The sequence below is a fragment of the Acanthopleuribacter pedis genome (assembly GCF_017377855.1).
In the GTDB taxonomy this organism is placed as follows: domain Bacteria; phylum Acidobacteriota; class Holophagae; order Acanthopleuribacterales; family Acanthopleuribacteraceae; genus Acanthopleuribacter; species Acanthopleuribacter pedis.
Window position 1 is genome coordinate 41,345 of record NZ_JAFREP010000043.1, and the last position, 11,902, is coordinate 53,246.

Sequence of the window (11,902 nt, forward strand, 5' to 3'; positions counted from 1 at the left end):
CGGCTTCGGTCGAGGGGTTTTTTCTGTTTGGGAATAAGGCCGCGGAAGGTCACGCGTCCCCCAAATCCATTCCCAACACCTTACGCACATCGTCCGCGACGGGGTAGTCCCGTTCCTCCGGCAACAATGCACGCGCGCCGTCCAAATCACCGCGCAGCACCAAGGCCTCGATTTCTTGCGCCGCCGCCGTCACATCGGTGATCCGGCGAATCCAATCATGCACATACAACCCCACGGCACGACCCCGCAACCCAATTTGAATCGCGCGGTATTCAAGCGGCTGCAATTTAAGCCCACGCTCCGGGTCCCACTGAATGCGCACCGGCCCTTTCGCCGACCGCCAACGATCCTCATCGCCGTGGATCGCCGGAACGTAATGACTCAAACAACCTTCCGCCAAGGCCCAATCAAAACCAACCCGCGTGATATCAATCGCCAAAATTCGGGTTTGATTTTGGTCCTTACGACCCCAACCCGCGCGGTACATCATCCACAAAAACGAAGGTTTGATCCAGGTCATGCGACTTTTCTTGAAGGGCGGCTCTTGAAAGGTGCCGGCCGCCAAGGCCGCATCGGCGATGGTGTGGTTGTAAGCTTGGTAAACACGAATCGTGTCGGCATCGTATTGGGCGCGTATCTGACGGTAGTTGTCCATGCAATCCTCCTTGATCACAGCCTCCATCGCAAACCACGCGCCAAAAACAAAACAGGCAATACAAACCATGCCGGTTAACCCCATCTTCGGCGTCAACACATAAGCAAACAAACCCAAACCAAAAGAGGCTCTTCCCTTACCCCATTCAACAACATAATTCTTTTCAAGACGTTAAAGACCTCACCATAAACATATCGAATTCATTTGCCGGCACAACGCCGGTTCTTCCCCCCAAATTCGGCCTTATTGGAAATCACAAAAGCAGCAAATCCCGCCCACACAATTCCTATCCTGCTTTCTCGAATTCTATAAAATTACCAAAAGGCGTAATTCACCCGCCCTAACCACCAAACCCATAAACAAGATAAATCAAACAGTTTAAACGAAAATTCTATCTTGGCACGATTGACGCAATAGCCATTTCCCGACGCAACAGCCGGTTTTCGGTTCGACCGTCACAGCAAGACGCTTATGTAGCTCATTGGCAGAGCGCCCGGCTCCTATCCGGGAGGAAGCGGGTTCGAACCCCGTCATAGGCAGCCTTACATTACTGGGAGATCCCGATGGACGCATTATTCGAAACACTGAGTCGCCGCCCTCGCCCCGAGGATGTCGCCGTGCTGCTGTTAAAAACACACCGCGGCCATCTGAGTGCCGCATCGCAAAAAGCATTGAAACGCGCGGCCGATTACGCCACCCGTTACCCCTACTCTTCGATGTGGAACGAATTTGCATCACCCGTCGATTTCAGCAATAAAACGTCCGTGCTCGCCGACTTGTTTCCCGGCGTAACGCTCAGCAGCGAAGATCGCGCCCACCCACCCGCGATTGGCGCCGGCTTGGAACGGGCCGGTGCCATGATTGGAAAAACCCGAACCGGCAACAGCTTCCTCTACGACCGGCTCAACAAGGAACACCGTGAAGCACTGGGGATGGACATCTCCAAGAAACAGTACAACAAACGGTTCCGGTTTTTGCGCCGCATGGAAGCCAAGCTCGAACGTTTGTTGAAGAACCAAGAGCTCGCCGACCTGATCACCAAAGGGTTTTCAGGTTTGGCCACCGACCCGTCCCATCGCGTTTTCTCGGAGGATCCGGCAACCGCCGCGTTCATTGCCTATTACACCGCGCGCTGTAACATGCGTTCCACCTTCACCTTCGGTACGCAGGTTCGGCCCTACGACACCATCGCCGAAAGTTTGATGGAAACCTGCCGCAACCAAACCACCACTAACTGGTTCGCCATCGCCCACGTCTACCCCGACCTCGCGGTCCTGGCCAATCTCACGGCCCACCAAACAGGCATCCTGTTGGGCCGTTGGTACGGCATTCTGGAACGCTGTGCCGTTCAACTGAAGCAGGTTTGGGAAGCGTCGACCTTCCATCGGGACACCATGGTGGTCAAACGCGGCGACGATTCGACCACCTGGAACCTGTTGGCGGGAGCCTGGAACCGCGCACGACGCAACTGGATCGCGCTCAACGACGCCATGGGCACGGAGGACATTTTGGACACCTTGTGCTTGGGCAAGGTTTTGCGCCTGATGGCCGCCGACGTCGCCTGGGGTCACCAGATCTACGGCGACGCTCTCGAGGACGACACCCCGGTTTGGGCGGAGCTGCCGTTCCCGTGGCAAGTCTTCGCGGGTGAGGCGGAATGCACACGCATCATGGTGGAAAAGGTGTGCCGTCGCCACGGCGTCGACCCCATCGTCAAAGGCTGGATCGCCCCACCGGCAAAACACCCGCCGGTCCCCTTCACCTTCACCCCGGAGCTGGTTCACGGCGTCGCGGTCGGCCACCCGGCCCTCGCCAAAATCCTCAAACAGCTCGGCATGTTTTCCGGCAAGAAGCTGAAATTCAAACGGTAACCCTCGGCGCTCGGCATGGTTCGCGCCCGAAAAAAACAGGCGCACGCCAGGCGAAAAACCCTTTCGCGGTACAACCAACTCGGGATAGCTCAGCGGCAGAGCGTCTGGCTCGTTAACCAGAAGGACACGGGTTCGAATCCCGCCCCGAGACCCCATCGGCGATCCCTCATCCGGCCCCAATCGGATGGGGGGCCCTTTTTCCATGTTCCTGGTAGCTCAAGTAAACGCGGCGGCAAAACCACCTGCTTCGGGAGCAGGAAGTCGGAGGTTCGAACCCTCTCGCCCCAATCATTTCTCTATTTAAAACAGCCATTTAGACCTAAAGTTGCGATTCGGATGGATGCAATTGTGCAAATATTGGCGCAGGACGCGCCGAGGGTTGGAGCGAAAGGTGTTGGAAAAGCGCACCGGGGTCGCGCACGACGCGTACCAAAAAGGCAGTCGAGCATTTTTACTGCCCCTTGCAGCCCCACTCTCGGCGCAGGGCGCGCCGAAACTTGTGCAAGTGCACCGCCAAGAATCGCTCACTTTAGGTTAGAGCGCCCTCGTGCTTTTTTCGTATTCGGTGTTGTCATTGGCTTACCTCGTTGATCTCAAACCTCTTACCTAACGAATTTTAATGGCGCCGACTCGACTACTACTCAACTGACATTCGGCGATATTTTTTACGGCTGATGTGGGTAACGCTTATGTGGGTAACGCTTTTCGGCGCGATACCATTGAGGTTGGCATCAATCATCTGCCTGAGTAGCGACAACGCATGTTATGTTTTCTAGAGAGACGGGCTCCCCATTCAAGAAAAAGAGGCGAACATGCCTACCTGCTGGATCATTGCCGGCCCCAACGGCGCGGGCAAAACTACTTTTGCTATGGATTATCTGCCAAGTGTGGCGCGATGCACCTATTTCATCAATGCCGATCTGATTGCCGCCGGCCTTTCTCCACTTGCACCTGAGCGGGAATTGGTGGCTGCCAGTCGGCTTTTACTTCAAGAGATCGAGGCACGGATAGAATCAGGGGTCGATTTCGCCTTTGAAACCACCCTCGCCGGCCGTGGATATCTCAAATTGATCAAACGGCTTAGATCGATGAAATAGTCCGTCGAGCTCATCTATCTCGCTCTGCCAAATATTGAGATGTCCCGAACCAGAGTTTCCGAAAGAGTTGCGCATGGTGGCCATCATATTTCCGAAAAAGATTTAGTTCGTCGTTTTCCCCGGAGCTTACGTAACCTTTTGGATGAGTTCAGTTACGCGGTTGACCATTGCATCTGTTTCATGAACAATGGTGCTAGCCCGGCTTTGATCTTCGAACAACGGGGAGAACATCGGGAAATCGACCATGAGTCCTTATTCCAAGCACTTACAAAAGAGGCGAGTAGATGACCGTCACTTATAGGACTGAACCCTCGAAAAAAGCCAAGGTGATTTTGGACGCACTCCAGAAAGCGGTGATCAAAGAATTAGATAGAAAACGCAAACTGGGACATTATGCGGTTTTCTGGGATGGCGAAAAGCCGCTGTTTGTAGGGGATGATGCTCCTTTCAGAGACGAATAACCTTCTGAAGCACTCCTGGGCTGGGGGAAAGTTTTTAATGCCTCCTTAAGAGCGATGCTTTTACTCGGCTTGAACGACGGGTCGCTTATTCTTTGCCTGGTTTTGTTTGGTTTCTTCCTCAAAGAAGTCACGGAGGCGATGGTTTCCATAGGGCTCACCCACCAGATTACGGTTCATCACCGCGTAAAAAAACGCCAGCGGGCCGGCTGCATGTTTGGGCATCAACCGCTTGAACGGCAGAATACCCCAACGCATCAACCCGTTGGGAATGGTGGTAATCCGTGGTTTTTTTCCGAGACAGGCAAACACGAGCTCCGCGATTTCCCGGTAACTAAAGACCTCTGGGCCGCCAATCGCCAGCCTCGCGGGGCCCTGTTCGAGGTTCATGGCCACGGCCCTCGCAAGATCACACCCGTGGATGGGATTCATGCGCGCGGACCCGTCGCCAAACAGGTAGATCCGTCCCGAACGCGCCATGTTTAGGAAATCCTTCATGTCGGAAAAATAACCGGTCGGCAAGACGACCTGCCCCATAAATCCTTGTTTTTGCAAATGATCCGCAAAGGCTTGCTTGGCGCGTAACAAAGCGACCTCCGGCATTTCTTCCGCGCCCAAGGCGTGGATGTAGGTGAAGCGGGCCACGGAAGCGGCCTGTGCTTCAGCAAGCAGGTTCATGTTTGCCTGGTAATCCACGTCCATGTAATCCAGGCCGTCCCGCTGCCGGGTGATGCCCACGGCCGAAACCACATAGTCCATTCCGGCCGCAACACCTCTGATTTCGTCCGGCCGGCGCGCTTCTCCGAGACGGATATCGTCAAAGGGCAGGTCTTTAACCTTGTGGATGCTCTGCTGACGCACCAACACGCGCACCCAAAAACCCGCCGCCTTCAACGCGGCTACCAGGTGGCGACCCAAATACCCGGACGCACCGGCCACTAACACTTTTTTCATACAGGCTCTCCTTTTTGGTCAATACTGGGTACGGTCTCCCATCTGCCCAGGTCAACGAACCCGAGTTCGTTCAACGCCTCGCGGGTTTGGAAGCCGATCACATTCCCTCCCCGATCCAACGGCGGCGTCACGTGGGTCAACGCCGCAACTGATTCACCGGAAATCCGCGGATCAAGCCTCAGCAAACGCGGATGCATCTCGGGATGGTCGGCGATGGTTTTGCGCAACGCGATGAGGCATGGGTCAACCTGAACAGGTCGCTTGGTTGCAAACTGAATCACGAAACGCTCGATCCACCGAAGCAACCGCCCATCCATCGGAGAGCAAACCCGATACCACTTTCAAGCAGCTATTTTTAAATGACTTAAACTTTCCACATGCACAAAACTGTGATATTTCGCGGCCGACGCCTTCGAAATATCGCGGGCGGTTGTTATACTGCGAAATATCGCGGTTTAACGGGAGCCTGATTGAATCCATGATCTCCGACCAGGAACGGCTTGCTTTCTTAGAAAAGGCCACCAACGCCATTTGTAGCCACGTTTATGTCACCCAAGCTTTGCAGTCGTGTGTCCAGCTCTTGCACCAATTCATGCCCGCGCAACGCATGTACCTCGACCTGTTCGAAAATGATTTTGGTACCGTTCGCACGGTCGCCACGGCGACTCGCGATACCGCCAAACGCCTGGACAAACCCGTACCCATGTCGCCTGAGCAACGCCGTGAAATCCTCGGCTTCCGAAACCAACATCAAACCGACCACGTTTTCTGGTTCGATGATGCAAGCCAAGACCCGCTGTGCCGGCGGATGTTGCAATCACTTGGCGCGCGTGTGGACGTTTCCCTGATCGGCACCTATCCCATCTACAACGGTCAACCCATTGGGGCGGTCGTGCTTATTGCCCCGGGTTTCGCACCATACCAGGCGCACCATCGGGAACGTTTCAAAATGCTCCAGAACCTGTTTGGCATTCTGATTCACAACGCCAAGCAATTCCGCGAATTGCTGCAACTACGCGACTTGCTTGCGGAAGAAAACCAATACCTCAAGCGGGAGATCGCGTCGGACCACGACCTGATCGGCGCGGATGCCGGCCTTTCCAAAACCATGAGAAAAGCGGATCAAGTGGCCGCCCACGACAGCCCGGTCCTGATCCTGGGCGAAACCGGCGTGGGCAAGGATTTGGTGGCCCATTACATCCACCGCACCTCGGCGCGTTGCGACGGACCGTTCATTACCATGAATTGCGGTGCCATCCATGAAAGCCTGATTGACAGCGAACTCTTCGGCCATGAAAAGGGCGCATTTACCGGAGCCTTGACCAAAAAACGCGGGCGTTTTGAGCGCGCGCAAGGCGGAACCCTCTTTCTGGATGAGGTCGGGGAACTTTCACAGGCGGCCCAGGTGCGCCTGCTGCGGGTCATTCAAAATAAGGAAATCGAACGCATCGGCGGCGTTGCACCGATCAAGATTGATGTCCGTATCATCGCGGCAACCCACCGTGATTTACACCAAATGGTGCAAACACAACAATTCCGTCAGGATTTATGGTTCCGTTTGAATGTGTTCCCGCTGAGGGTCCCACCGCTGCGCGAGCGGCGGGAAGATATTCCGGCGCTGGTGGCCTATTTTATGGACCGCCTTCGCAAGCGCCTTAAAATCATTGAGATGCCTCACTTCAAACCCAACGCCTTCGATTTACTCCTGGCCTATGCTTGGCCCGGAAATGTAAGGGAACTGGCGAATGTTATCGAGCGGGGTTTGATTCTGGCGGAACAGGGTGAGATCGATCTCGGACCCATTCTCCCCGAGGCGGATGCGCGGGTACCCGCCCAACCCCAAACGGCCAAACAACGGTGCAGTCTAGAAACGGTGATGAAAAACCATATTCGGTCGGTGCTGGAACAGGTCGGCGGTCGTATTGAGGGCAGCCAGGGTGCCGCCGCCATTTTGGCGATGCATCCCAGCACCCTGCGCAGCAAGATAAAAAAACTGGGCATCACCTACAACAAGCCCTGACGCGACCCAGGTCACGGTGTTAGGGCCGTCGGATCGCGGGACCGTCACAAGGGTTACCGCCGCAAGATCAAGCGGCACAATCAACTACCGCTGCCGCGGCGCTCGGGCTGTAGGAATTTATCTTGGGAACGTTTGAGGAACCGGTCGCCTTCCGCGTCTTCAACCAGCTCAAAAATCTCGGGGCCGTTGATGCACGGGTAAACTTCGTTGGGGAGCTTGCGTCGTTGGATAAAGGTCCCCTGGTGATCGAAATGGTCGGCAAACAGGGCGAAGGGTTCGCCGTTCAGGTCGTCGTTTTTGGCGCGAAACAATACCGTGTAACCCGTTTGGGTTTTGAGGGTTTGCTCGCTCATCAGGGTCACACCGCCTTTGATGGGGGCCGGCTCGCTGATGTCGCCTACCAACACCATCACTTCTTCACCGCGAGGCAAACTCGCGCGGTTGTAAACCGAAACCTGGTAGGTATCGTCGGCTTGCGAGCCGGTCACCCGCGTTTTGAAGATGTGGCCGTTGTGACTGGTTACCATCAACCGTCTGGCTTTTTGTTCCATGTGGCTCAAGCCGGTTTCGGCAGGCGGTCGTTGCAGGTAGGCGGCTGTTTGCCGCCAAGCACCGTCCGTCAAGACCATTTCGGTTACCAAATGGTTTTGGTTGGAGAATGCGGTGTGCAAGAGCCAGATGGTGTCGGGTCCGGCGTTAATGCCGTAAACCATCGCACCGGCGGCGAGGTCGGCAGGCAGTGCCGGGACCGCGCGGTCGTCCGGCACCAGGTCGGCATTAAAAGCGAGGACCTGCTTGCGGTTGGAAACACAGAGCACCTTGTCCGCGTGCACACCCAGGATCCAGGGATAAAAAAGTTCCTTGGGGCCTTGGCCGGAGCGCGTGTAGGCATGGGTCGTTTGACCGGTTTGGTTTAATCGGTATAACTCGTGACCTTTTTTGCCAACCACCACATAGTGGTCACCGACCTGGAACACTTTGGCACGAAACCCGTCACTCATTTGATCATAGGAAAAAGAAAATTCGCCCATCCAAAGGGACATCAACAGCAAACAGAACACGGTCGCTCCTTTTAACGTTGCCGACCGGCTCCGGCGCGGCGAAGCTTTGTCGGGAAAAGGTGTCGGTCAGGTGAATCCACCATGCCACGGTTGAGAATAGGTGTCGGCTGGGTAGGGCCGACACCATAGAGAAACCACGCTGCCGTGGTTCCCCTCACTTCGAAAAGACGCGGTAGGTGGGTTCATGAAACAGCACCTGGGCCGGCGGCTTTACGGTCGCGGGTTATTGGTACATTTCACACTCGATAACGCAAAAAACCCGGTCGAACCAGCCGTCGGCAATAACGTCGCAGATTTCACCGCACCAAGAAGCAGCCGCGGCTTGTTGATCGACAACCTCTTGGTTGGCGAATGAGAATGAAGACAAAGCGAACATCAGGATCAAAACAAAACCTTTCATGGTTTCCTCCAAAATAAAATATTCGAGCCAGGTTGGGGGGCTAGCCCGCAAAAAGAACCCAAACGAACGACAAAAACCGCCGGGATCCAACACCGTGCCTTCCCAAGAAAACCGGTGTTCCCTTGCTCAACCAGCTATATGGCAAGCCGCGGGCCAAAACGCGCCAAAACAACAACTATATTTTTTCCAAATGTTTACCCATACACCCTTCTTCAAAGGGCTGTCAACATAAGGTCACTGTCGTTATGTCGCCGGCGGCATATTGACAAACAGGGTTTTCGTACCCTTCTGGAAAAACCTATCAACGCGCGAAACCACCCTCGCGGTAAACTAAACCGGTCTGACGCCATTCGCGGGGGATATCCATGGTTTTTAGCGGTGCGCAACTGATGTGTTTCTTGGGTGCGGTGCAAGCCCTGCAATTGGGGATCGTCGCCCTGCTCCGGTCTGAAAAACCCCGCGCCAATCGTTGGTTTGCCGCCACGGTGTTGCTGATCGGTTTGTTGTTGGCCGTCGCCGCACCCCGGTTTGCGGTACAACCCGCCGAACAACCGCCCTACTTTTGGATGCACCTGTGGAGCTCGTTGTCCCTGTTGGTCAGCCCGCTGATCTATTTTTATGTGCGCGCCTCGGTCGGGGTGGTGCGCTTTCGCCCTGTTTCCCTATTGCACTTTTTGCCCGCCACCGCCCACCTCAGCCTGCTGTTCCCGCTGGTGCTGATGGATGCCGGGACCCGCGCCGAAACGGTAAACTTCTATATGGAACGCGAGCTCTACCGCTCAATCATCCCCGGCCTGCGCATCGGGGCCGGGCTTACGTTCATCTATTGGATCGGCTGCTTCTGGTGGGTGCGCCGGCTAGAAAAACACATCCTGGCCACGGCCTCTTTCTCCGACCAACGCCAGATCGATTGGCTCAAATGGTTCACCTCGCTGCTGGTGGTTTTGTTGGTAATGCTCGCCCTCGGCCGTTTGCTCGCCTCGGATCAGGTCGAGTTGGTCGGCGTCACCTGCTTCGCGCTTTTCCTGCTGATCCTCAACATCTCGGCCATGGTGCGACCCGAACTCTTTCACGGTATCGCGGCCGATTTACAACTGCCTGAACCAACCCCGGCGGAAACACCCAAGTACGAACACTCGCAGCTTGAACAGGACGAAAAACAGCGAATTGCACAAAAATGCCGCGACTGGTTCGAACGCGAAAAACCTTATTTGGATGAAGAACTAACCCTTGCCCGCGTGAGCCAAGCCCTTAAGGTTTCGCGCAACGAACTCTCGCAAGTGCTCAACGAAACGGAAGCGTCTAGTTTCTACGACTACGTCAACGACTACCGCATCGCCGCGGCCAAAGGCCTTCTGGAAGACCCGACTCAGGATCATCTCAGCATCGACGGCATCGCGCTGGAGGTGGGTTTCCGCTCCCGCTCGGTCTTCTACACGGCCTTCAAAAAACGGACAAACACCACCCCGGGCGCCTGGCGAAAACAGCGAGGCAAAATAGGCTAAACTCTTTAATAAAATAGTGATACCAGTCCGACAGGACACAAACGGACATCCGAATATCCCCAACCGGACACCCTAGAAAACGGAAAACCCCATGTTGGAAGAGTCGTCCCATGGACGGCATCCCAAGCCCCAACCTGGAGATTTCACATGCGCACCTTGCTGATCGTTTTTCTGACCACCGCACCCTCATCCGAACCCACTCCCGCCGCCACCCCCAACCCGGCCCATTCCTTCCTCGAAGCGCGTCGCAAAGCCATGCGCAAACAATTCATGGGCAAGGCATAGGAGGCGACCGTGACAGTACCCACCCTGATCCTACTCGGAATGATTGCGTTCGGCATCTCCTGCGAATGGCTGTGGTCGCAATGGACCCATCGCGCGGTTTACAGCGCCAAAGAAGTGCTCGCCAACCTCGGCGTCTTGCTCGGCGGCCAATTGCTGAAACCCATCACCCTCGCCTGGAAGCTCCTTGTCCTCAGCTTGGTGGAACCGCTACAGTGGTTCCAATTACCGCTCAACGCGGGCACCATCCTGCTGACCTTTATGGCGGTGGAGTTCGCATATTATTGGTATCACCGCTTTAGCCACGAGATTCCCTTCCTTTGGGCGATCCACCACGCGCACCACAGTTCCACCCACATGAACCTCACCACGGCGGTTCGCCTGAATTGGATGGGCGGTTTTGTATCGATTCCCTTTTTTATGCCGCTGGTCTTGCTCGGCTTATCGCCCAACATGATCGTCACAGCCCTGGCCCTGAACCTCTTGTTCCAATTCTTTTTGCACACCGAGGCGATTGGTAAATTGGGCAAATTGGAAGGCGCCTTGATCAACACACCGGCGGCACACCGCGTTCACCACGGCACCAACCCGGCCTACATCGACAAAAATTACGGCGGCGTGCTGATCATCTTTGATCGCCTCTTCGGCACCTGGGAACCGGAACAGGAGCAAGTCCGTTACGGCGTGACCACCGGCCCGGTGCGCTCCAATCCGTTCGTGATCGTGTTTGCGCCGATGCGGCAATGGTTGCGCGGCGCCTTTTTTCGCGAAAAACATACCGGGCGCCCCGGAAGTTCCCACGGCCGAGTTTCGGCCTCAGCCAATCGAAACCTCGCGGATGGGATGACTTTGGTGTCGGCGGCTGAGCATGTTGAGCAAGAGATGAAAACATGCGGGGTGTGCGAGTAGGGTTTCGGTGTTCCACTGCAGCCGGTCGGGGGAAACAAAAGCGACCTCGCTTGCGGCAATATTCGACCAACTTTGCGGATCCCCGGTCATGCGGAAACCACCCACCAAGAGCTGTTCCCAGGTTTTGAAGCCGGCAATGAAGGCGGCACGTTCCTGGGCCGCCACGGCTGTTTCGAAATCGACGATGATGTACAGGTCGTCAATGTAGGGCATGGTGGTGCGGCTCGGTTTGCGCGTGACCGGAAACGGGAGCGGTCCCAGCAAAGGTGGATAAGGGGCGCGGAAGGTTGCCTCCGTAATTCCGCTGCCCTTGATTTCGTAATCGAATAACGGGACGAACAAATAACCGAAGCCGGTTAACATGCCTTCCACCATGCGGAAGCAGCCGGGTGGAAGGTGATCGGCGTGAAACCGTCGTACCAGGGTGGTTCGATCCACGCGGGTCACGGGCGGCGGAGGCTCGGGGCAGCGCACCATCTCTCCCGGTGCGAGCAGGTCGCATTCAATCGCATCGGTGATTGCGTCCAAGGTTTGGTTTAGGAGATTGAAATACAAATCACGTGGAGAAATTTCCGATTGTTCGGCGAAAGGGTCCAGGCCAGGCGAAGGTGGCGGCGGATCGGGCGCCACCACCTTAATTTCAAAAGCGCCGCTCAGTAAGGATTCCATCGGTTCCCTCCCGGGTATGAT

The 11,902-nt window shown here is 55.7% G+C and carries 12 protein-coding genes, 1 tRNA gene and 1 pseudogene; 8 read left to right on the forward strand and 6 right to left on the reverse strand.

What is annotated here, in order from left to right:
* Nucleotides 1–49 precede the first annotated feature (49 nt).
* On the reverse strand, nucleotides 50–655 hold the full coding sequence (locus J3U88_RS30325) for a DUF4291 domain-containing protein (RefSeq protein ID WP_207862772.1): 606 nt from the start codon (nucleotides 653–655) through the stop codon (nucleotides 50–52).
* A 467-nt stretch (nucleotides 656–1,122) separates the two neighbouring features.
* Between J3U88_RS30325 and J3U88_RS30330 the strand changes: the two genes are divergently transcribed.
* The 4 genes and pseudogenes from J3U88_RS30330 to J3U88_RS30345 all read left to right on the forward strand — a co-directional run bounded on the left by J3U88_RS30330 (nucleotide 1,123) and on the right by J3U88_RS30345 (nucleotide 4,084).
* Nucleotides 1,123–1,194, forward strand: a tRNA-Arg gene (locus J3U88_RS30330).
* A gap of 24 nt (nucleotides 1,195–1,218) precedes the next feature.
* The gene (locus tag J3U88_RS30335) at nucleotides 1,219–2,526 is read left to right on the forward strand and encodes a hypothetical protein (protein ID WP_207862773.1); all 1,308 of its coding nucleotides are present in this window, start codon (nucleotides 1,219–1,221) and stop codon (nucleotides 2,524–2,526) included.
* 812 nt (nucleotides 2,527–3,338) lie between these two features.
* A pseudogene (locus J3U88_RS35500) lies at nucleotides 3,339–3,911 on the forward strand (ATPase).
* A complete protein-coding gene (locus J3U88_RS30345; RefSeq protein WP_207862775.1) occupies nucleotides 3,908–4,084 on the forward strand; it encodes a hypothetical protein in 177 nt (58 codons plus the stop codon). The pseudogene J3U88_RS35500 and the gene J3U88_RS30345 overlap by 4 nt, the downstream one beginning before the upstream one ends.
* Before the next feature lie 60 nt (nucleotides 4,085–4,144).
* Here J3U88_RS30345 and J3U88_RS30350 read toward each other — a convergent pair whose 3' ends face one another.
* The gene (locus tag J3U88_RS30350; protein WP_207862776.1) at nucleotides 4,145–5,035 is read right to left on the reverse strand and encodes an SDR family oxidoreductase; all 891 of its coding nucleotides are present in this window, start codon (nucleotides 5,033–5,035) and stop codon (nucleotides 4,145–4,147) included.
* Nucleotides 5,032–5,316, reverse strand: coding sequence for a hypothetical protein (locus J3U88_RS30355; RefSeq protein WP_207862777.1), 285 nt, complete (start codon nucleotides 5,314–5,316; stop codon nucleotides 5,032–5,034). The genes J3U88_RS30350 and J3U88_RS30355 overlap by 4 nt, the downstream gene beginning before the upstream one ends.
* Nucleotides 5,317–5,513: 197 nt before the next feature.
* Between J3U88_RS30355 and J3U88_RS30360 the strand changes: the two genes are divergently transcribed.
* Nucleotides 5,514–7,055 (forward strand): sigma-54-dependent Fis family transcriptional regulator, encoded by a 1,542-nt coding sequence (locus tag J3U88_RS30360; protein WP_207862778.1) that lies wholly within the window; start codon nucleotides 5,514–5,516, stop codon nucleotides 7,053–7,055.
* Nucleotides 7,056–7,135: 80 nt separating this feature from the next.
* On the opposite strand, the gene J3U88_RS30365 is transcribed toward J3U88_RS30360, so the two are convergent.
* Nucleotides 7,136–8,116 (reverse strand): hypothetical protein, encoded by a 981-nt coding sequence (locus J3U88_RS30365; protein ID WP_207862779.1) that lies wholly within the window; start codon nucleotides 8,114–8,116, stop codon nucleotides 7,136–7,138.
* 223 nt (nucleotides 8,117–8,339) lie between these two features.
* Nucleotides 8,340–8,516, reverse strand: coding sequence for a hypothetical protein (locus J3U88_RS30370; protein ID WP_207862780.1), 177 nt, complete (start codon nucleotides 8,514–8,516; stop codon nucleotides 8,340–8,342).
* Nucleotides 8,517–8,881: 365 nt separating this feature from the next.
* Between J3U88_RS30370 and J3U88_RS30375 the strand changes: the two genes are divergently transcribed.
* From J3U88_RS30375 to J3U88_RS30385, 3 genes are all read left to right on the forward strand, one after another.
* On the forward strand, nucleotides 8,882–10,021 hold the full coding sequence (locus J3U88_RS30375; RefSeq protein ID WP_207862781.1) for a helix-turn-helix domain-containing protein: 1,140 nt from the start codon (nucleotides 8,882–8,884) through the stop codon (nucleotides 10,019–10,021).
* Between the two features lie 147 nt (nucleotides 10,022–10,168).
* A complete protein-coding gene (locus J3U88_RS30380) occupies nucleotides 10,169–10,306 on the forward strand; it encodes a hypothetical protein (RefSeq protein WP_207862782.1) in 138 nt (45 codons plus the stop codon).
* Between the two features lie 9 nt (nucleotides 10,307–10,315).
* Complete coding sequence (locus tag J3U88_RS30385; protein ID WP_207862783.1) at nucleotides 10,316–11,212, forward strand: sterol desaturase family protein; 897 nt, start codon at nucleotides 10,316–10,318, stop codon at nucleotides 11,210–11,212.
* On the opposite strand, the gene J3U88_RS30390 is transcribed toward J3U88_RS30385, so the two are convergent.
* The gene (locus J3U88_RS30390) at nucleotides 11,120–11,881 is read right to left on the reverse strand and encodes a hypothetical protein (RefSeq protein WP_207862784.1); all 762 of its coding nucleotides are present in this window, start codon (nucleotides 11,879–11,881) and stop codon (nucleotides 11,120–11,122) included. The two genes, J3U88_RS30385 and J3U88_RS30390, sit on opposite strands and share 93 nt — an antisense overlap.
* Between the last annotated feature and the right edge of the window lie 21 nt (nucleotides 11,882–11,902).

Bases quoted from the DNA above. Each gene is read 5' to 3' on its own strand.
- J3U88_RS30390 (WP_207862784.1), bottom strand. From the start codon at position 11,881: ATGGAATCCTTACTGAGCGGCGCTTTTGAAATTAAGGTGGTGGCGCCC.
- J3U88_RS30380 (WP_207862782.1), top strand. From the start codon at position 10,169: ATGCGCACCTTGCTGATCGTTTTTCTGACCACCGCACCCTCATCCGAA.
- J3U88_RS30350 (WP_207862776.1), bottom strand. From the start codon at position 5,035: ATGAAAAAAGTGTTAGTGGCCGGTGCGTCCGGGTATTTGGGTCGCCAC.
- J3U88_RS30370 (WP_207862780.1), bottom strand. From the start codon at position 8,516: ATGAAAGGTTTTGTTTTGATCCTGATGTTCGCTTTGTCTTCATTCTCA.
- J3U88_RS30375 (WP_207862781.1), top strand. From the start codon at position 8,882: ATGGTTTTTAGCGGTGCGCAACTGATGTGTTTCTTGGGTGCGGTGCAA.
- J3U88_RS30345 (WP_207862775.1), top strand. From the start codon at position 3,908: ATGACCGTCACTTATAGGACTGAACCCTCGAAAAAAGCCAAGGTGATT.
- J3U88_RS30325 (WP_207862772.1), bottom strand. From the start codon at position 655: ATGGACAACTACCGTCAGATACGCGCCCAATACGATGCCGACACGATT.
- J3U88_RS30360 (WP_207862778.1), top strand. From the start codon at position 5,514: ATGATCTCCGACCAGGAACGGCTTGCTTTCTTAGAAAAGGCCACCAAC.
- J3U88_RS30335 (WP_207862773.1), top strand. From the start codon at position 1,219: ATGGACGCATTATTCGAAACACTGAGTCGCCGCCCTCGCCCCGAGGAT.